At 50.0% G+C, this 18971-nt stretch carries 16 protein-coding genes and 6 tRNA genes; 6 read left to right on the top strand and 16 right to left on the bottom strand.

The window, feature by feature from the left end:
* Positions 1-23: 23 nt before the first annotated feature.
* The 3 genes from infB to rimP are packed head-to-tail and all read right to left on the bottom strand — an operon-like array spanning position 24 to position 5005.
* On the bottom strand, positions 24-3050 hold the full coding sequence (infB, locus tag BN3003_RS13290) for a translation initiation factor IF-2 (RefSeq protein ID WP_058357143.1): 3027 nt from the start codon (positions 3048-3050) through the stop codon (positions 24-26).
* Positions 3043-4545, bottom strand: a complete 1503-nt coding sequence (gene nusA, locus BN3003_RS13285) for a transcription termination factor NusA (protein ID WP_058357142.1) — start codon at positions 4543-4545, stop codon at positions 3043-3045. The genes infB and nusA overlap by 8 nt, the downstream gene beginning before the upstream one ends.
* 34 nt (positions 4546-4579) lie before the next feature.
* Entirely contained in the window at positions 4580-5005 is a 426-nt protein-coding gene (rimP, locus tag BN3003_RS13280) for a ribosome maturation factor RimP (protein ID WP_058357141.1), read from the bottom strand.
* A gap of 297 nt (positions 5006-5302) precedes the next feature.
* Here rimP and serC point away from each other — a divergent pair, with 297 nt between their 5' ends.
* Positions 5303-6412, top strand: coding sequence for a phosphoserine transaminase (gene serC / locus BN3003_RS13275; RefSeq protein WP_058357140.1), 1110 nt, complete (start codon positions 5303-5305; stop codon positions 6410-6412).
* A 121-nt stretch (positions 6413-6533) separates the two neighbouring features.
* Positions 6534-6986, top strand: a complete 453-nt coding sequence (locus BN3003_RS13270; RefSeq protein ID WP_058357139.1) for a hypothetical protein — start codon at positions 6534-6536, stop codon at positions 6984-6986.
* A 275-nt stretch (positions 6987-7261) separates the two neighbouring features.
* Here the strand turns inward: BN3003_RS13270 and BN3003_RS13265 are convergent, their stop codons facing one another.
* Positions 7262-8164, bottom strand: a complete 903-nt coding sequence (locus BN3003_RS13265) for a LysR family transcriptional regulator (protein ID WP_058357138.1) — start codon at positions 8162-8164, stop codon at positions 7262-7264.
* Positions 8165-8265: 101 nt separating this feature from the next.
* Here BN3003_RS13265 and BN3003_RS13260 point away from each other — a divergent pair, with 101 nt between their 5' ends.
* Positions 8266-8910 carry an NADPH-dependent F420 reductase gene (locus BN3003_RS13260; RefSeq protein WP_058357137.1) on the top strand — a complete coding sequence of 215 codons (645 nt, stop codon included), beginning with the start codon at positions 8266-8268 and terminating at the stop codon, positions 8908-8910.
* A gap of 157 nt (positions 8911-9067) precedes the next feature.
* Here BN3003_RS13260 and BN3003_RS13255 read toward each other — a convergent pair whose 3' ends face one another.
* Positions 9068-9412, bottom strand: a complete 345-nt coding sequence (locus BN3003_RS13255) for a hypothetical protein (RefSeq protein ID WP_058357136.1) — start codon at positions 9410-9412, stop codon at positions 9068-9070.
* Between the two features lie 508 nt (positions 9413-9920).
* Entirely contained in the window at positions 9921-10802 is an 882-nt protein-coding gene (locus tag BN3003_RS13250) for a cupin-like domain-containing protein (protein WP_058357135.1), read from the bottom strand.
* A gap of 251 nt (positions 10803-11053) precedes the next feature.
* On the opposite strand from BN3003_RS13250, the gene BN3003_RS13245 reads away from it, so the two are divergent.
* A complete protein-coding gene (locus BN3003_RS13245) occupies positions 11054-12157 on the top strand; it encodes a hypothetical protein (protein ID WP_058357134.1) in 1104 nt (367 codons plus the stop codon).
* Between the two features lie 133 nt (positions 12158-12290).
* Here BN3003_RS13245 and hemB read toward each other — a convergent pair whose 3' ends face one another.
* The 9 genes from hemB to BN3003_RS13200 all read right to left on the bottom strand — a co-directional run bounded on the left by hemB (position 12291) and on the right by BN3003_RS13200 (position 16586).
* The gene (gene hemB / locus BN3003_RS13240) at positions 12291-13298 is read right to left on the bottom strand and encodes a porphobilinogen synthase (RefSeq protein ID WP_058357133.1); all 1008 of its coding nucleotides are present in this window, start codon (positions 13296-13298) and stop codon (positions 12291-12293) included.
* Positions 13299-13800: 502 nt separating this feature from the next.
* Positions 13801-13875, bottom strand: a tRNA-Glu gene (locus tag BN3003_RS13235).
* Positions 13876-13892: 17 nt separating this feature from the next.
* Positions 13893-13969 (bottom strand) — tRNA-Arg (locus BN3003_RS13230).
* A 57-nt stretch (positions 13970-14026) separates the two neighbouring features.
* Positions 14027-14101 (bottom strand) — tRNA-Glu (locus tag BN3003_RS13225).
* 18 nt (positions 14102-14119) lie between these two features.
* Positions 14120-14196 (bottom strand) — tRNA-Arg (locus BN3003_RS13220).
* A gap of 95 nt (positions 14197-14291) precedes the next feature.
* Positions 14292-14366 (bottom strand) — tRNA-Glu (locus BN3003_RS13215).
* Positions 14367-14383: 17 nt separating this feature from the next.
* Positions 14384-14460: transfer RNA gene (locus tag BN3003_RS13210), tRNA-Arg, on the bottom strand.
* A gap of 327 nt (positions 14461-14787) precedes the next feature.
* Complete coding sequence (locus BN3003_RS13205) at positions 14788-15660, bottom strand: EamA family transporter (protein ID WP_058357132.1); 873 nt, start codon at positions 15658-15660, stop codon at positions 14788-14790.
* Positions 15657-16586: a cation diffusion facilitator family transporter gene (locus BN3003_RS13200; protein WP_234333079.1), complete on the bottom strand. Its 930-nt coding sequence runs from the start codon at positions 16584-16586 to the stop codon at positions 15657-15659. Before BN3003_RS13200 ends, BN3003_RS13205 begins: the two co-directional genes overlap by 4 nt.
* A 69-nt stretch (positions 16587-16655) precedes the next feature.
* Here BN3003_RS13200 and BN3003_RS13195 point away from each other — a divergent pair, with 69 nt between their 5' ends.
* The gene (locus BN3003_RS13195) at positions 16656-17117 is read left to right on the top strand and encodes a GNAT family N-acetyltransferase (protein ID WP_058357131.1); all 462 of its coding nucleotides are present in this window, start codon (positions 16656-16658) and stop codon (positions 17115-17117) included.
* An 8-nt stretch (positions 17118-17125) separates the two neighbouring features.
* Positions 17126-17377 carry an NGO1151 family protein gene (locus tag BN3003_RS13190; protein WP_058357130.1) on the top strand — a complete coding sequence of 84 codons (252 nt, stop codon included), beginning with the start codon at positions 17126-17128 and terminating at the stop codon, positions 17375-17377.
* A gap of 411 nt (positions 17378-17788) precedes the next feature.
* Here BN3003_RS13190 and BN3003_RS13185 read toward each other — a convergent pair whose 3' ends face one another.
* Positions 17789-18679: a hypothetical protein gene (locus BN3003_RS13185; RefSeq protein WP_058357129.1), complete on the bottom strand. Its 891-nt coding sequence runs from the start codon at positions 18677-18679 to the stop codon at positions 17789-17791.
* Between the last annotated feature and the right edge of the window lie 292 nt (positions 18680-18971).

Here is an 18971-nt window from a genome sequence, read left to right as displayed (position 1 = left end):
ATGTTTACAGGCCGCTTAAATGCTTACAAGCTGCGTGCGACTTCAACAATCTCGAAGAATTCCAAGGTATCGCCTTCGACGATTTCATTATAGCCTTTGAGCATCAAACCACATTCGTAACCTTGTTTCACTTCTTTCACGTCGTCTTTGAAGCGTTTCAACGAGTCGAGTGGGCCAGTGTGGATGACCACGTGGTTGCGAATCAAGCGGGCAGAAGCGTCGCGTTTCACCACGCCATCGGTCACCATACAGCCAGCAATATTGCCGACTTTGGACACCGTGATGACTTGACGAATCTCGGCAGTACCGATGACTTGTTCTTTCTTCTCTGGTGCCAACATGCCGCTCATCGCTGCTTTCACATCGTCGATGGCATCGTAAATGATGTTGTAGTAACGCAAATCAATGCCTTCAGACTCGGCCAATTTGCGTGCTGCAGCATCGGCGCGGGTGTTAAAGCCAATGATGGTGGCGTTAGAAGCAATCGCCAAGTTCACATCAGATTCGTTAATGCCACCTACGCCACTGTGCAACACATCCACTTGCACTTCGTCGGTAGACAATTTGCGCAAGCTGCCAGCCAAGGCTTCGTAAGAACCTTGTACGTCGGCTTTGATGATGACAGACAAGCGTTGTACTTCGCCTTCGCCCATATTGGCAAACAGGTTTTCCAATTTGGCCGCTTGTTGTTTGGCCAAGCGCACGTCGCGGTATTTGCCTTGACGGAACAAGGCGATTTCACGCGCTTTTTTCTCATCGGCCAACACAATCGCGTCTTCACCAGCGTTAGGCACATCCGACAAGCCCAAGATTTCCACTGGAATTGATGGACCAGCTTCGTTAATGGTTTTGCCATCTTCGTCGGTCATGGCACGGATTTTACCGAACACAGAACCGGCAAGCAGCATGTCGCCTTTGCGCAAAGTACCTGATTGCACCAATAAGGTTGCCACCGCACCACGGCCTTTGTCCAAGCGCGCTTCCACGATGATGCCTTTGGCAGGTGCGTCAACCGGCGCAGTCAATTCCAATACTTCGGCTTCAAGCAATACCGCTTCGAGCAAACCGTCGATGTTGATGCCTTTTTTGGCAGAAATGTCGACAAACTGAGTGTCACCGCCCCAAGCATCTGGGTTCACACCGTGGATGCTCAATTCTTGGCGAATTTTCTCAGGGTTGGCCGCTTCTTTATCGATCTTGTTCACCGCCACCACCATAGGCACACCAGCCGCTTTGGCATGGTTAATCGCTTCGATGGTTTGTGGCATCACGCCGTCGTCGGCTGCCACCACCAAAATCACGATGTCGGTGGCTTTGGCACCACGGGCACGCATGGCGGTAAACGCCTCGTGACCTGGGGTGTCTAAGAAGGTCACCATACCGCGAGCGGTTTTCACATGGTAGGCACCGATGTGTTGGGTAATGCCGCCGGCTTCGCCGTCCACCACTTTGGCTTTACGAATCGAGTCGAGCAAAGAGGTTTTACCATGGTCAACGTGACCCATTACCGTCACCACAGGGGCGCGAGGCAAGGCTTCGGCTTCTGAGGCATGTGAGGTTTCGCCGTCCATCAAGAATGCATCTGGATCATCTGGCTCGGCTGCTTTGGCAATGTGACCCAATTCTTCCACCACGATAATGGCGGTTTCTTGGTCCAACACTTGGTTAATGGTAACCATAGAGCCCATTTTCATTAAGGCTTTGATCACTTCAACGGCTTTGATGGCCATTTTGTGTGCCAATTCGGCCACGGTAATGGTTTCAGGCACCAAGACTTCGTGTACCACAGGCTCGGTAGGGGCTTGGAAGGTGTGTTGGTTGTCAATTTCAACTTGGTGACGACCGCTTTTTTTGCCTTTTTTACCTGAGCGCCATTTGTTGTCGTCGCGTTGGCTTTCACCGCGGCCTTTTAATTTAGACTTCGGTTTGCCACCGCGGTTGTCTTCATTTTGCGGCTGTTGGTGACCAGTACGTGCAGGTTTGTCCGCATTGGTACGTGCCACCACGGCTTTTTTCTCAGCTGGTTTGTCAGCACTGCCTTGAGCGGCAGGTTTGGCTGCGGCAGTGGCTTTGGCTTGGTTAGCTTCTGTTTTTTTGGCAGAAGGGCTGGCTGAGCGGTTTTCTTTTTGCTGTTTTTGCGCCAACGCTTCTTGTTGGGCTTGCAATTTGGCCGCTTCACGACGCGCTTGACGCTCTTGTTTTTCACGCAACAAAGCTTCTTGGTGAGCGCGCAAAGCAGAAGCGCGTTTGGCTTCGGCATCGCGAGCAGCTTGTTCTTCAGCAGAAATCACATTCACAGGTGCTGAAGGGGCTGCTACAGGAGCGGCTGGTTTAGAGGCTTTGCTTGGACTTGGACTGGCAGTTTCGATTGACACTTCTTCTGTGGCTTCCTGTTTAACTTCTTTAACTGGCGCAGCAGTGGCTTGTGGCGCAGCCTCGGCTTTGGGAGCCTCGGTAGGGGTCACGACGGCCGCAACTGGTTCAGCTGGGGTTGGTGTGGCGGGTGCTTCTGCAGCCGCAGTAACGGCCACAGCTTCGGGTGCCACTTCAGCTTTAGGAGGAGTGGCTTGTTTGTTTTTGGCGCGGGCAATGCGTTCGGCTTCGGCTTCGGCCTTGGCTTTGGCAGCGGCGCGGCGTGCTTCTGCGTCGTCGTTGGCAACAGCCTCAACTGGTGCTGCAGCCACAGCTGCAACCGCTTCAGGCTCTGCTGCAGCTGCAACAGGGGCTTCGGTCGCTGCCACTTCGGCAACAGGGGCTTCGCTGGCAACAGCGTCGTCGATTTGGATGCTGCGACGACGGCGGGTTTGCACTTGCACAGTTCCTGCGGCGGTTTTGACTGAGCTGTTTTGCTTGCGGCTCACGGTGATTTTTTGACCTTCGGTCTCACCATGAGATTGTTTCAAATACGCCAATAATTTTTGTTTGTCTTCAGTGCTCAAAACATCGGCGGTAGAGTGTTTGCTCACACCTGCTGCACGCAATTGTTCTAACAAGCGTTCGGCTGGCATACTGCGTTCTAAAGCAAATTGTTCAACAGTCGTATTACTCATTCGCACCTCCTTCTTCGGTGAACCAGTGCGATCTTGCATCCATGATGATGGATTTCGCAGCATCGGTGTCTACACCAGTGATTTCAATTAATTCATCCACCGACAATTCGGCCAAATCATCGCGGCTGGTGATGCCATGTTGGGCCAAATCGCGCAACATGTCTTGGTCTATGCCTGCTACTGATTTCAAATCATCGTCTATTTTTTCCAATTGCTCTTCAGATTCAATCGCCAAAGTCAAAATGGCGTCGCGAGCACGGTTGCGCAATTGGTTTACCAGCTCTTCGTCAAAGCCGTCGATTTCGAGCAATTCATGAATCGGAACATAAGCCACTTCTTCCAAGGTCACAAAGCCTTCTTGTACCAAGATTTCAGCCACTTCGCTGTCTATGTTCAAATGCTCTTCAAAATACGCACGGGTTTGCGAATCTTGGGCTTGGTGGCGCTCGTCGGCTTCTTCAACCGTCATGATGTTGAGGCTCCAGCCAGTCAACTCAGCCGCCAAACGCACGTTTTGACCACCACGGCCAATGGCCAATGCCAATTGGTCTTCGGCCACCACCACATCAACGGTGTGACGGTCTTCATCAATCAAGATGCGGGTCACGTCAGCAGGTGACAAAGCATTGATGATGAATTGGGCGGTATCCGGTGACCACAACACCACGTCTATGCGTTCGCCCGCCAATTCATTGGTCACGGCGTTCACACGTGAACCACGCACACCGATACAAGTGCCTTGTGGGTCTATGCGTGGGTCGTTGGCTTTTACCGCAATTTTGGCGCGGAAGCCTGGGTCACGGGCCACTTCTTTGATTTCCAACAAGTCGTTTTCGATTTCAGGGACTTCAATCTCAAACAATTTGGCCAGAAACTCGCCTGAAGTACGGGTCAAAATGACTACAGGACGGTTGCCTTGTTGTGCCACTTCTTTCAAGTACGCACGCACGCGGTCGCCGGTGCGCAAGTTTTCTTTAGGAATCATTTGATCGCGTGGCAACAAAGCCTCTAAACGACCGATTTCAATAACTGCACCGTGACGTTCAACACGTTTTACCGTGCCGTAAATCAGGTTTTCGCGGCGTTGCAAAAACTCGTTCAAGATTTGTTCGCGCTCGGCATCGCGGATGCGTTGCAAAATTACTTGCTTGGCGGTTTGTGCACCGATGCGGCCAAACTCAACGTTTTCAATTTTTTCTTCGTAATACTCGCCCGCATCCAAATGCATGCCTGGGAATTTCTCTTCGATTTCTTCCTCAGTCATTTCGGTATCGGGGTAGGTATAGTCTTCGTCTTTAACGATTAACCAACGACGGTAGTTTTGGTATTCCCCTGACTCACGGTTGATTTCAGTGCGCACATCAATGTGGTCTTGTTCAAAGCGTTTTTTTGCCGCAGTGGCCAAGGCGAATTCCAGTGCACTGAACACGATTTCGCGGTCTACGTTTTTTTCACTGGCCAAGGCATCGACTAAAGTTAATATTTCTTTGCTCATTTTTTGTTTTCTCCAAACGTGTTTTTCCGATGGATTAAAATTCTGGCTTCAATCGAGCCTTATCGATATTGCTTAATTGGATGGTTACTTCTTTGCCGTCAAAAGCCAAAGTCACGCTGTCGTCATTGCTGGCGATGATGCGACCCAAGAAGTTTTTTTGATTGTCGACTGGCAAGCGTGTTTTTAATTTGGTCAGCTGACCATTAAAGCGCGCAAAGTCTTTGGCCTTTTTCAACGGGCGGTCTAGACCTGGGCTGGAAATTTCCAAGCGTTTGTAATCGATGTCTTCAACCAAAAACACTCGGCTCAAGTGGTTGCTGACTGTGGCACAATCTTCCACAGTAATGCCGTTTGGGCTGTCGATGAAAACTCGCAAGTCCCCTTGGGCGGTTAATTCGAAATCAACCAACTCATAACCTAAACCAGGTAAGGTTTTGTCTAATATGGTTTGGACGTCCATTTGGCTCCCACAAATAAAAAAATGGGCTGAAGCCCATTTCTCGAAATTGAAAAACGTACTGATTTTACCCGTTTTAAGTGGGAAAAGAAAGTATTAAGGCATTTTTAGCACAGAAAATCACACAAACTTTGGCTTGCCTCTAATGTTGCAACGCACTAGAATCCATAAACTCCTATTTTTTGATGATTTCTGAGAATAAATCACCAAATTGTTGGGGTGGAGAGAAAAGTGTGACGTTACACCCGTGAGGGCGGCGCCAAAGTTTTGCCAACCAAGCCAAATAAAGGCCGATTCACCATGACCATGCCCATTATTTACAATTTTTCTGCAGGCCCTGCTGTTTTACCAGAATCAGTATTGCGTCAAGCGCAATCAGAGATGTTCGATTACAACGGCACCGGTTTTTCAGTGATGACCATGAGTCACCGTTCCGACGTGTTTATGAGTATTCTCTATCACGCCGAACAAGACTTGCGTCAACTGATGAACATTCCCAATAACTATAAAGTATTGTTCTTACAAGGCGGCGCCAGCGCCCAGTTCAATATGGTGGTAATGAACCTTGCCAATGGTTTCAAACGCGTTGATTCAGTGGTAACAGGTAACTGGAGTCGCATCGCCCACAATCAAATGGGCAAATTGTCGGATACCAAGATTCATTTGGCCGCGCATGGTGGTGAGTTATACGATTACACCGACTTACCCGATCCTTCTACTTGGGATGTGAGCCCAGATTCGGCTTTCGTGCACTATGTGATTAACGAAACCGTGCACGGCTTGCAATACCGCGACGTGCCTAAGCCATTTGCCAACCAATTGCCGCCTATGGTGTGCGACATGTCGAGCGAAATCTTGTCACGTCCGATCAATGTCGCCGACTTTGGTTTGATTTACGCCGGTGCGCAAAAAAACATTGGCCCATCAGGCGCCACCATCGTCATCATTCGTGAAGATTTGTTGGATCGCTGTTCTGACCGCATCCCAGACGTGTGGAATTACAAATCGCATGTGGAGCGCCAAGGCATGTACAACACGCCAGCGACTTACCCGATTTACATCTCAGGCTTGGTGTTCCGTTGGTTGCAATCGCAAGGCGGCGTGGCTTCGATGCAAACCATCAATGCCTTAAAAGCGAAAAAATTGTACGAAGCCATAGACGGCAGTGGCGGTTTCTACACCAATAAAGTGGCCGCGCGCGCGCGTTCGCAAATGAACGTGGTCTTCCATGCGCCAACACCAGAATTGGACAAATTGTTCGCACAAGAATCGACCACCCGCGGCTTGCGTTTGCTCAAAGGCTACAAAACCATGGGCGGCATGCGTGCCAGCATTTACAACGCCATGCCATTGCAAGGCGTGGAAGCCTTAATCGACTTCATGGGCGAATTCCAAAAACGCTATGGTTAAGCCTGTGCCATGAATGTATGAGGCGGCCTGTAAACTACAGAAATCGGTTTACAGGCCGCATTTGTATGTATTGCAACAATCCAAAAGAAACCAGCCAAAGAAATCATTAAAGGGAATCCATATGAAAAAAACCATGATGTGCATGGCCTTATTGGCCTGCCTGCAAGCGGCGTGGGCCGAGAGCACTTTGCCCGCGGCTTTGGAAAAGCGCGCCGGTGAGCCGTATGTCGATGCGGTGTTGAAAGCCACGCCTGCTTTGAAAATCAATATTTTGGCAGTATTGGGTGAAAACGGCTTGGCCGATGATTGGATTTTGTCGGGTTTTAAGTCGGGTAATATGGTGGTGACGCCGATTAAGACGTTTGAAACCAATCAAACCGTCAGCGTTGGCACGTTTTGCGAACCGCACAATTGTGGTGACACGGTGTGGACGTTTGCCTACCAAAAGCAAAGCCAAGCCTTGTTATTGCAGCGCGGCGATACGGTATTGACCAATGCCCAAGGCGCTAAGGTCAAACAGAATTTGTTGCAAATCGTGCAAATGCACCATGTGTTAGACCGCATGGATTGGTAAGCCCACAGTGTTGGTGATGTAATGCAGATGGCAATGTTGATGGTGGTTTAGGGTCAACATCTACAGCGCCAGTCTGCATGCATGGCCATATATGCCATAAGCGGCCTGTAAATGTGCAAACACGTTTACAGGCCGCTTTGTTTAAGGTGTTGGCAGTGGTGGCGATGATTCTGTCAGTTAGCAATATGGATTCGGTGTTGATGGTGTCGGTTTTCAGTGCCCGTGTCGGGCTGCGCATGTACACTGTCATCACTTTTAACCACTGCGGTGCTGCTTTACAAGCTTGGCGTGTCGCCAAAGCTTTCCAACAAAGCATTCACAAATGCGCTGACCTTGGCTGTGGGTTGGTGTGAAGCAGGGTATAGCACGTGCATGGGTTTGGCAGGATTGCAGTATTGCGGTAATAACTGGACCAAGCGCCCATCGGCGATGGCTGGCGCGACCATGCGTGCCGGTGCCAGCATGATGCCTATGCCGGATAATGCGGCCTGTATCAAACACGAGCCGCTGTTGCTGCGCAAACGCCCTTGTACCAATTGCGAGATACTCTTGCCTTGGTGTTGAAACTGCCAATACGTTGGCGTGGGCAAGGACGATTGGCCGAAAATCAGGCATTCATGTGTGCTCAAATCGGCGGGCGTCATCGGCTCAGGGCGCTGGTGCAAATAACTGGGGGCGGCGCAAATCAGCAATTGCTCATCCGCCAAGCGCCGCGCAATTAAACCCGAATTGCCCAAATCACCAATGCGTATCATCACTTCGATGTCTTCCACCAAGGGGTCGATAAAGCGGTCGTTCAGCGATAAATTGATGCTGACCTCGGGATAACGCGCCAAAAATTGGCTGATGAAATTGGGCAGGGAAAACACCCCAAATGTGAGCGGTGCGCTGACCTTGAGCACGCCTTTGGGCTGCACCAACATGTCGCTGGCCATGGCATCGGCCGCTTCTATGTCCAATAAAATTTGTTTGCAGCGCTGGTAATAGGCGCGGCCAACATCGGTGAGGCTGTGGCGGCGGGTGGTGCGGTGGATTAATTTGTTCGCCAATTGCGCTTCCAAACTGGCGATGTGTTTGGCCACCATTTGTGGCGACAGATTCAGAGCTTCGGCAGTGGCGGAAAAACTGCCCAATTCCACGGTTTTGACAAACACGGCCATGCTGTGCAATTTTTCCATGATTCACCACTCACAGTTGTTAGTGTTGTTATTGTCAGCTTATTTATCATAAATCTACGCTGAATTAAACTGCTTGCATCAAAACACATTGAGGATACAACATGAAAATCGGGATTTTGGGCGCAGGTTATGTGGGTCGCATTTTGGCTGAGCGCTTGGTGGCGGCAGGGCATGAGGTGATGTTGAGCAATTCGCGCGCACCTGAGAGTTTGTTCAGCCTGCGTTTGACTTTGGGCTGTTTGGCCGGCAGCAGCGTGGAGGCGGCGCAATTCGGTGAGGTGGTGATATTGGCGATGCCGTTTACGGTATTTGCGACCATTCCGGCTGCGGTCTTGGCCGATAAAATTGTTATTGATGCGATGAATTACTATCCTGAGCGCGATGGTCACATCTACGCATTAGACCAAGGCTTAAATTCAACCAGCGCCATGGTGCAAGCGCATTTTCAGCAGGCGCGCGTGGTCAAGACTTTTAACGCCATCCGCATGGTAGACATCGCCGCAGTGGCCGCGCCGGCAGGAACAGCAACACGGGTGGCAATTCCTATGGCGGGTGACGATGCGGCGGCGAAAAGCGTGGTCGCAGGCTTGGTTAATGCAGTCGGTTTGGACTGCGTGGATGTTGGCGACTTGGCACAAGGTTGGCGTTTTGAAAACGGCACGCCTGCGTATTGCACTTTGCTGACGCGCGCGGCTTTACTTCAGGCCTTGCAAGCGGCGCAGTCGCTTGGTACTGCGCACAGATAAGGCGATTGCTCTTAGGCATGTGTTTTTAAGCATGCATAGGTGAAGGTTGAGAGCATGTCATGATTTAAGTCGGCCTGTAAGCATGGAAATCGTTCATACAGGCCGCTTGTGATGTGATAGAGACAATATTGTGGGGTGATGGCCGTATCTGCCGTGTTTACCACGCCATAAACGTGGCGTTGCTGATGCTGTCGTGTTGAAAATGTTCGGGCAAGGCTTTGAAGAAGTCGGTCAACTCATCAAAGCCGACGTATTTGCCATACGAGCCGCGTTGCTCTAAGGCCAACACCTCTATCCAATACAAGTCGTTGTCGGCTTCGTACATCACTTGCAGTGTTTCACCTTGTGCATCAATCAAACCCAAAAAATCCCCATCTTGGTGCAGTTTTCCCAATAAGGGCGAGTAGATGTCGGCTTCATTCATGGACACCGGAAACTCCGATGGCACTGAGTCACCATTGGCATAAAAATGGTAAAAAACGTGGTAGGTTTTCAGTGTCATGGCCGTCACCTTTCGCTAAAGCCGTCGCAGAGGGAAGATGTTGCATAGACTGCGCAGGTGCAAAAGTGTTCACAAGCGGCCTGTTATTTACACATAGGCTGCATTTCGGTGCAGTTGGGCGGTGTAGTGGCACAGATGTTGCCGCATCTACAGGTGTTTCTTGCTTAAATGGGCACAGTCAGGGGGCAGTCGCTAGATGAGTATTGCGGTGGTTTTAGCGATGTTTCATTGTGGAGGCAATCAATAAAATCACCATAGAGGAAGCGAAGCAGCGCATGCAAACATTCTGCTGTGCTATTGCCATCATTAAATGCATGCAGTATGTGCGCACAAGGATATGGAAACGCAACAAAGTTATTTACAGGCCGCTTATGCTAAAGATACAGAGTTTGCGATACAGCGCTTGGGCATGGCTTTGATAGCGCTATTATCGCTGTCACTGCGCTGGTTTTAACCCAGTGTTTTAGAACATTGTGTCGTGGCAAGCGCTTGCTCTATGGTCACAAGCTTATTTGGGCAAGTGATTGCGCAAAGCCTTGTCGGCGCGCTGCCATGCCTGTTGTTCTTTCCATGCCATATAGCGGCCTTGGTATTTGGCTTTCATAAAATTATCAAATTGGCGCTGTACGGTCAGGTTCCACAGCGATTGCGCCTTGATGCGCCACGATTTGTCCCATGCGCGCAGCGACAGCGAAAAGCCGCAGTCCACATATTGCATCCAATGCCACCAAGCGCTGGGCATGAACAAGGTGTCGCCATGTTCCAGTATGCACTCTATGCCCTCGATGTCTTTTAACGCTGGAAAACGCTCAAAATCGGGATTGGCAATGTCGTAGTCTTCTAAGGCATAGGTAGCGTAAGGAATGTGATACAGGCGCTGCTTCCACTCGGGGGCGAACAATAACACGCGTTTGCGCCCGCCAAAATGGCTGTGAAAAATGTGCGCCAAGTCCAAATCGTAGTGCAAAAAAGTCTCTGAGCCTTGACCACCAAAGAATAAATTCGGGTGTTTGTCCAAGAAGCCGCCCATCAAATCGGTGGGAAACCCATAATCATCGAGCAAGCGCGGCGCGTGTTTGATGGGGTCAAACAGGAAAATACGCAAGTCGGTGGGTTGGCGTTGGATTAAATTGATGTAATCGCCAAAACGCATTTCTCGGCTGGCGGCATTGATGGGGGCGGCAGGGTCGGCTTTGGCGCTGTCGTACAGCGGCACGGTGATGTCGCCAACCACGTGCTTCATATAATCCAAATTCCATTTGTGGTAGGCCGGCCATGAGTGCGTCATGTTTTTGATGAGCAGCGGTTTGCGCGGCAACAAATAGTGTTGGCAAAAATCGGCGCGGGTAATGGTGTCAACAGTGTCTATGGGGCTTAACAAAAAACTCATGGAAGGTGTGGTGGTGTGTGTGGACTGACTTGAAGATAGCAGAACGGCGGCCAATTTCAAGTGTTTTCGTGTGCGTGCTTGGGGCTAAGTCCTTGTTTGTTGCACAAGTTGCAATTGAACATGCAGGTTTACAGGCCGCTTGTAGGCAAGTGTTGACGCACAGATGCAAATATTTTATTTTGCCAAATGAATGTAGTGGTCACGGCGGCGTTACATACTCACAAGACACGATAGACACGGGAGCAGCCACGATGAACAGCAACCAACAAGACATGCCAAACAGCACGCGGCGCCTGCGCATGGGGCAATGGATGGCAGTGGGGACGGCGGTGTGTGTGCTCAGTGCCTGCAGCAACAGCATGTACATAGGCAATCGCAATGGCAGCAAGCAAGCGCGGGATGCGGTGGAGGTGCGCATCAGCGCGGCGGTGCAAACCGGCATGGGAGTGGTGGTGATGACCACACCGAATTTGGACAGCATAGGCGGTTGGGATTTTAGCCGTGCCGATGACATGGTGACGTTCAATATGTTGCGCGATTCGGGCATGCAATGGCAAAACTTGGACATCCCTGGTCAATATTTTAATGCTGGGCCTGGGCACCTGTATTGGCACACGAAAAAAGAGCACAGCGCGCACTTGCAATTGGTCGACGGGCGCACTGCCTATCAGGTGTTTATTGTGGCGCCGGGGCGTTATGGCTTGAAGGCCAGTGAAACCGTGCGACCGCGCAGCCCTTTGCCAGTGTTGAGTCCGCAAGCGAAATTGAAAAGCGGCGGCTTGGGCAAGGTGTTGATTGCGCAGATCGAAGCGACGGAGTATCACCAAGAGCCGCAGTGGTCTAACGACCGTTACAGCACCAAAACGGCCACGCAAAGCTATTGCTCCTTGGTGCACACGGCCAGCGGTGCTTGTGTGCAGTATTCGGATTATGCGTATGAATACAGCAGCCTCGATCGGGCGGCGGGTTGGTATTTGGCGACTCAATCCAAGCAAGTGCCAAATCTGCGTTTGCGTGTGGGGCTGGACCAGCCGTTTGCCACCTTCAAGGTCAACCCCAGTGAAATCGTGTTGGTAGACGGCTTTTATGCCGAAAACCAAAACGTGGGTTTCAATCCCAATGATTGCAGCGCCAGTGCAGGCGATGAAATCACCTGTCGGGTCAACCGCTTTACCGCCGTGCGCATGGGCACTTCTTTGGCCGATTTCGCCCGCACCACGCCGCTGGCAGAGCTGGGTTACCCCAAAGCGGCCGAGGCGTTTAAAAACATGCGTTACGAAGCCTTGCAAGTGCATGCCCAAGCCAGCAATCAAAATTCGCGCTGGGGACGGGTGTATGAACAGCGCAGCCGTTAAGGTTTAATGCTCTGTGGGTGTTGCGTATGTAAAAGCAGCCACAACAAAGTTAAACAGATGGTAAACAACATAAAAAGCGGCCTGTAAGCACATCATGTGTTTACAGGCCGCTTGATTGAATCACAACGAGGTATTACGCTTGTTGGCGGATTAATTTCGCCGCTTCAATGGCGAAATACGTTAACACGCCATCGGCGCCAGCGCGTTTGAATGCCATCAGGCTTTCTAAGATGGATTGGTCACGGTCTAGCCAGCCGTTTTGTATCGCTGCCATCAACATCGCGTATTCGCCTGACACTTGGTAAGCATAAGTGGGAACAGCGAATTCGTCTTTAACGCGGCGGATGACGTCCAAATATGGCATGCCCGGTTTGATCATCACCATGTCCGCGCCTTCTTGGATGTCCAAAGCCACTTCGTGCAAGGCTTCGTTGCTGTTGGCAGGGTCCATTTGGTAAGTCTTTTTGTCGGCTTTGCCCAAATTGCCAGCCGAACCGACGGCTTCACGGAAGGGACCATAGAAGCAAGACGCGTATTTGGCCGAGTAAGATATGATGCGGGTCAATTCGTGGCCTGCGTCTTCCAAGGCTTCGCGGATGGCGCCAATGCGGCCATCCATCATGTCTGAAGGCGAGATGATGTGCGCGCCAGCGTCGGCATGGCACAACGACTGTTTGATCAACACTTCGATGGTGATGTCGTTCATCACATAGCCGTCGGCATCGATGATGCCGTCTTGGCCGTGGGTGGTGTAAGGGTCTAAGGCCACGTCGGTCATCACGCCCAAATCAGGGAAGCGGGCGCGGATTTCACGGATGGCGGTCGGCACCAAGCCGTCTGGATTGTAGGCTTCTTCGGCGTACAGGCTTTTGTTGCTCAAATCGGCAGGGAACAAATCGATTAAGGGGATACCGAGTTGCACACACTCTTCGCAGGTATCAAACAATTTGTCCAAGCTTTGGCGTTTCACGCCGGGCATGGAGCTCACATCTTGTTCAACATTGCTGCCTTCTAAGATGAACACTGGCAAAATCAAATCTTTAACCGTTAATGTGTTTTCTTGCATCAAATGGCGCGAGAAAGCATCGCGACGCATGCGGCGCATGCGGGTAGAGGGTGTGTAACGAGGTGGGAAATTCATGACTTTCTTTCAATATTATTATAGCGCGACATTGTACCCGTTTTGGCAGGGGCTTTCATGGGGCCAAGTCAAACACTGCGGCGTTTTTGCTGTCTGTGCACAGCCCAAAATGCTTGAACATGCAAACCGCAGCAGCGATGACCAATGGCAAGTTGGCGCTAGCGCATTGTTGGCCTTGCTTAAGTGTGCCTAGGGCGGTTTGCGAGTCAGGCAGCTCTTCAAGCATTTTGACATAGGCAAAACTGTGTTAATGCATAAATGATTGTGGGTTTTATGCACTTATGGCTTTATCTTTATAGGTATTGAATCTAATAAAAATGCGGCCTGACATTATGACAGGCCGCATTGGTCATATTATTAAAATATTATTTAAACTTCAGTAATTGGAGTGTGGGTTTGAATGTGCTTGTGGTGATGGTGTTCAGACGTGCGGTTTGTGAATCCAAGCGCTGAGCAAAATGCAAGCGACAAAAAAGCCAGCTTAAAAGCTGGCTTTAAATGTTGGTACGCCCACGGGGAATCGAACCCCGGTTGCCGCCGTGAAAGGGCAGTGTCCTAACCGCTAGACGATGAGCGCGTTGATGTAACAGTTTTTGGTGCACCCGGAGCGATTCGAACGCCCGACCCTCTGGTTCGTAGCCAGATACTCTATCCAACTGAGCTACGGGTGCATTTCTTGCGAAACCGTGACTGTAACAACAAAATGTAGATTCCGAGGAATCATTGTATGGTACGCCCACGGGGAATCGAACCCCGGTTGCCGCCGTGAAAGGGCAGTGTCCTAACCGCTAGACGATGAGCGCATAGATGAAACAGTTTAATGGTGCACCCGGAGCGATTCGAACGCCCGACCCTTTGGTTCGTAGCCAAATACTCTATCCAACTGAGCTACGGGTGCGGTATCAATCACTACTGAAACAGGGGTGATTCAAAACTGCGACAACTAAAAACTTACTTCGGTTAAAACCCAAATCGCTTTGGATTTTTGAAAACTGGTACGCCCACGGGGAATCGAACCCCGGTTGCCGCCGTGAAAGGGCAGTGTCCTAACCGCTAGACGATGAGCGCAATGATGTGGCAGTTAATGGTGCACCCGGAGCGATTCGAACGCCCGACCCTCTGGTTCGTAGCCAGATACTCTATCCAACTGAGCTACGGGTGCGGTGTTAATCACTTGCTGTGCTTGTGATTGCTTAACTGCGACAACGGAGGCGAATTATAGGGATGCTCTGCCATCTTGGCAAGCGCTTTTTGCAATTATTTTTCGTGCACATGTCATGTTTGGCCTGATTCTGGCAGGGTTTGCACACGGTGATTGTTAACAAGTGTTTGAACGCTTTGGGCTTTGTTGGCCATTTGTGCCGAATTAATCCATGCCCAAAAAAGTGAAATTATTTTGTCAAAACCCAATTACAGGCCGCTTATATTGATGGATTCAGCACTCAAGCGGCCTGTAACAACGGTAAAAAAGATGTGCAGCAATCAAAAATTATGCGGTTTTCCGCAATGAAGGCAGCAATAAATGCACCATCAAACCGATGAGCAAGACCGCAATGCCAAAGATGTGCCATTGATTGAGCGGCTCATGCAACACAAAAAAGGCCACCACCAGCGCGACTGCCGGCACAAACAGCGACAAAGGGGCGACACTGGCGGCACTGTGTTTGCTCATCAGCTTGCCCCATAAGCCATAGCCAACAATGCTGGCCACCCAGCTTAAATACGCCAAAGAGATGATGCGGCCCCAACTCCAGTGTTGCAACTGCTCTATGGTAGCTTGCCAACCGTCTATGCTGACGGCGGCAATGAAAAACGGCAGCGGACAAATCAAATTGCCCCATACCACCAAGGCGAGTGGGTTGACAGCACCGACGTATTTGACGGTGATGTTACCGATGGCCCACGACAGCGCCGCCAGCAATACCAATAACACCCCCAATACCGGCAACTGCCCTTGGTATTGGCCAAACGCAATCAAACCCAAGCCGACGCCAGCGATGAGCATGGCGAGGATTTGGTAAGTCTTGACCCGTTCACCTATCATACAGGCCGCGATGACGATGGTGAAAAACGCTTGCGATTGCAAAATAATCGCCGCCAAACCAGTAGGCATGCCGGCGGCGATGGCGCCAAACAGGAAACTGAATTGCCCAAAACTGATGAACAAACCGTACAAAATCAGCCATTTCCACGGCACATTCGGTTTTTTAATAAAGAAGATGGCTGGAAAGAGTACGCACAAAAAGCGCAAACAGCCCAATAAATACGGTGAGGTATCGAGCAAACCCAAATGGATAAAATAGAAATTCAAACCCCATAAAACCACTACCAGTAAAGCACCTGCTTTGTCCAAACCGCTCATGAATTACAACCTTGTGTGTGTGTTGTTGTGTGTGTGTTGACCACGCTCTGAGGATCGAGGTGGATGATGATTTCGCTGTCGTCAAACAGCGCCGCGATGTTGTGCTCGGCTGCCACGGCGATGTCGTGTGCTTGCAGCAAGGGCAAATCGTCTTGTAATTCGATGTGACATTGGATGATGCGGGTTTCACCGGATAAGCGTGTACGCAAATCGTGCAAACCCAAAACGCCGCTGGTTTGGCATACTGCCGCTTTGATGGCAGCGATGTCGCTGTCGGGCAAGGCCTTGTCCATCAACATGTTCAAAGCCTCGCGGCCTATGCCGATAGCGCTCCAGCCTATCCACACGGCCAAGCCTATGCCGATGATGGCGTCGGCTTGGTGCCAACCATACCAGCTCAGTCCCAAGGCGATGAGCACGGCGATGTTGCTGAGGATGTCGGTGAGGTAGTGCAAGCGGTCGGCGGCGATGGCGCTGGAATGCACTTGTTTTAAAATCCATTGCTGAAACGACACCAAGGCGATGGTGATGATGAGCGAGGCCAACATCACCCCAAACACCACCGGCGTGATGTGCAATGCGCTGGCATGGCGCAGGCGGTCTATGGCATTGAGCATCAAGAACGAGGCCGAACCCATGATGAAAGCGGCCTGAAACAAGGCGGCAATGCCTTCGGCCTTGCCGTGACCAAAGCGGTGTTCATGGTCGGCCGGCTGTAAGGCCAAACGCACTGCCAACAAATTGAGCACACTGGCGCCTGCGTCCATCAAGGAATCGACCAAGCTCGCCAGAATACTGACCGAGCCACTCATGAACCACACCACGGCTTTGATGAGGATGAGTAACAGCGCCACCGCAACCGAGCTGTAAGTGGCAAGTTTGAGTAAATGGGCGCGCTGAGTCATCATTTCTTTCTGTGTGGTCATAGTCGGGATTGATTAGACTGACATGGGTTTTGCGGTTAAGGTGTGGGCTTTGCCACCGTGAAGGTCTGTATGTTGAATCAATTTGAAACCATCATCGAACCGTTTGCAGCCTTGAGCTTAATCCAATTGCAGCAAATCATGCAACTGCGTCAGCAAGTGTTTATGCTAGAGCAGCACAGCCTGTATTTGGATGCCGATAATAACGATGTCAACGCCACCCATGTGATGGTGTACGACGGCGCCAAATTGGCAGCCTACGCGCGCATCGTGCCACCGCATTTGAGCATCCCACATGCGCAAATCGGACGCGTGGTGGTGGCCAGTGCTTACCGTGGTCAAAATTTGGGTACGGAAGTGTTTCAGGCCGCATTGGACACGGCGCAGCGCCAATTCCCACAATTGGACGTGGTCATCGCCGCGCAAACGCCGCTGCAAGCTTGGTATCAGCGTTTTGGCTTCGTGAGCGAGGGCGAGGTATTTGACGATGGTGGTGTAGAACACGTTAAAATGCGTCTGGTACACACAGCTTAGGAAGCGACATGTCTTTAGAATTAGAAAAGCGTTTGGAATTTTTGGAAGAACAAATCGAAGTGGTGCGCATGGAAAACCGCGTGCTCACCGCCGCCATCAAAGGCATCATCCGCGGCTTGCCGCAAGACTTGGCCGTGGATGTGATTGAATCCATCCAATTCACCTTCGACAACACCAGTGGCGAATTGAACTACCACAACCACCCACAAGCCGATGTGTTCCACGACGTGACTTACGATTTCTTCCACGAAAAAGAATAGTCTACTCATCATCGCTATTAAAGCGGCCTGTAAATGCTTTGTGCGTTTACAGGCCGCTTTTATGGTTGGTATGTCAGATTGAGTGCGACAATTTGGACAGGGGCTTGTTGCTAGCACAGTGCCAATCCTCACATATTTATGGCAGGTTTCAGTAAAATCAAAACCCGTCAGCGCAGACTTACCAGCCTGGGCGCGATGGGGTCTTTCATTTTTGAAAAACCATAACCAATTGCTAGCACCATCTTGAATGTCTTCCAAAACTCTTCAACAAATGCTGATTTAACGACCCATACCTGACGATGCGTTTGTAACGCTTAATATAAGCGTTTTGCTGTGGCTTACCTTATCAGGTTGAATGTATTCAATTCAGGTTCTTTTTTGTATCGCCCAAGATTGAAATGTAATTGGGAATTACTCCTGAATATAGGATTTGACTCTTGTTAACATGGCTTGATGGATCTTATCCAAATCAACCACAGCATCAGGATCAACATCGAATGCGAATTTCAGGTATTGCCCATTTTTTTTCACTGCATCTACACCTTGGCAATGGGATCCGCCCCATTCTTTCAAAGTCATCATTCTGGTAGTGAGCGCTCTTTCTAAAGCCGATTTATTTTTACTATCTGTATTACTGGTGATATTGCACGACACCCTTATGGGTAAGCCTGTAATAAAACTGTGACTGTCTTTAATAGAGTAAGGCGTATCAAAACCAGTGTGCCCCTCACTCAGCTCTTTGGCAAAAAAATTGGGATGGTAAGTTAGTGGTAACACCCTATGCTCAAAACTGGGTGTATAGCGCTCAGCTTCAAAAAACAGATTTTTTTCAAACAAACGCTGCAGATACAGATTCTCAGGGACATCCAAACCATTAAAGCTTAAATAGACTGTATACCGATTGATATTTTCAACATAAGGGGCATTGGGTAGGGCTGATAATGCCTCATATTCATCACTGCTAAGCAGCTGACCTTGGTACCAAAACAAACGAACTCTAAATCGATCTGGAATACAACCGTCTTTGATGTCATTGAGACGATACACTTCTCCTACTTCTTCACTTTGAGGAAATTTTAGCGTCATCGCACCTTGTTGAACCGAGGCATATTGGTGCCCATCTTTTGTAGGCAAACCACATCCGAATGAACGTATCCGAGCTGGTGTACCACGTTCATACTGCTTCAACATCAATGGAAAATCCAAGGTTTTTTTAGCTTGATAAAAAGCAACAACTGCCAATGGCACCATCACTGCAGCCACCATCAACCATTGATAAGGCTTGGGTTTAAAGTCTGCCATTTCGAGATTCTCAATTGGTTTTTTGGATTATAAAACTGAATTCTAATCAATATTTAGTATTTATTTTAATTCATGCTGAAAATGAATTTCATTGCAGTTTATGGATCGGTAATCCTCCCATGTTGAGTGGCAGATATCAGCTGAATCAAGGCCCATCAGCGGTGGCTTAGATTGGATTACGGATTCAATTAAGTCAGTCCTGTGAGCAACAATAACCGCCCAAGCCTATTTTTTAGAGTGCTCAGGTGTATGTACATTGTTGCTATCAATACTGTAAAGACAGGAGCTTGGT

The organism is Vitreoscilla massiliensis (assembly GCF_001457815.1).
In the GTDB taxonomy this organism is placed as follows: Bacteria; Pseudomonadota; Gammaproteobacteria; order Burkholderiales; family Neisseriaceae; genus Vitreoscilla; species Vitreoscilla massiliensis.
Note: the sequence above shows the minus strand (reverse complement) of the source record. Positions and strands in the feature narration are given on the sequence as shown.

Excerpts from the sequence above, each read along its gene's own strand:
- nusA (WP_058357142.1), bottom strand. The coding sequence starts at position 4,545 with ATGAGCAAAGAAATATTAACTTTAGTCGATGCCTTGGCCAGTGAAAAA.
- BN3003_RS13255 (WP_058357136.1), bottom strand. The coding sequence starts at position 9,412 with ATGACACTGAAAACCTACCACGTTTTTTACCATTTTTATGCCAATGGT.
- BN3003_RS13250 (WP_058357135.1), bottom strand. The coding sequence starts at position 10,802 with ATGAGTTTTTTGTTAAGCCCCATAGACACTGTTGACACCATTACCCGC.
- BN3003_RS13260 (WP_058357137.1), top strand. The coding sequence starts at position 8,266 with ATGAAAATCGGGATTTTGGGCGCAGGTTATGTGGGTCGCATTTTGGCT.
- BN3003_RS13270 (WP_058357139.1), top strand. The coding sequence starts at position 6,534 with ATGAAAAAAACCATGATGTGCATGGCCTTATTGGCCTGCCTGCAAGCG.
- BN3003_RS13265 (WP_058357138.1), bottom strand. The coding sequence starts at position 8,164 with ATGGAAAAATTGCACAGCATGGCCGTGTTTGTCAAAACCGTGGAATTG.
- BN3003_RS13195 (WP_058357131.1), top strand. The coding sequence starts at position 16,656 with ATGTTGAATCAATTTGAAACCATCATCGAACCGTTTGCAGCCTTGAGC.
- infB (WP_058357143.1), bottom strand. The coding sequence starts at position 3,050 with ATGAGTAATACGACTGTTGAACAATTTGCTTTAGAACGCAGTATGCCA.
- serC (WP_058357140.1), top strand. The coding sequence starts at position 5,303 with ATGACCATGCCCATTATTTACAATTTTTCTGCAGGCCCTGCTGTTTTA.
- hemB (WP_058357133.1), bottom strand. The coding sequence starts at position 13,298 with ATGAATTTCCCACCTCGTTACACACCCTCTACCCGCATGCGCCGCATG.
- BN3003_RS13245 (WP_058357134.1), top strand. The coding sequence starts at position 11,054 with ATGAACAGCAACCAACAAGACATGCCAAACAGCACGCGGCGCCTGCGC.
- BN3003_RS13200 (WP_234333079.1), bottom strand. The coding sequence starts at position 16,586 with ATGACCACACAGAAAGAAATGATGACTCAGCGCGCCCATTTACTCAAA.
- BN3003_RS13190 (WP_058357130.1), top strand. The coding sequence starts at position 17,126 with ATGTCTTTAGAATTAGAAAAGCGTTTGGAATTTTTGGAAGAACAAATC.
- BN3003_RS13185 (WP_058357129.1), bottom strand. The coding sequence starts at position 18,679 with ATGGCAGACTTTAAACCCAAGCCTTATCAATGGTTGATGGTGGCTGCA.
- rimP (WP_058357141.1), bottom strand. The coding sequence starts at position 5,005 with ATGGACGTCCAAACCATATTAGACAAAACCTTACCTGGTTTAGGTTAT.
- BN3003_RS13205 (WP_058357132.1), bottom strand. The coding sequence starts at position 15,660 with ATGAGCGGTTTGGACAAAGCAGGTGCTTTACTGGTAGTGGTTTTATGG.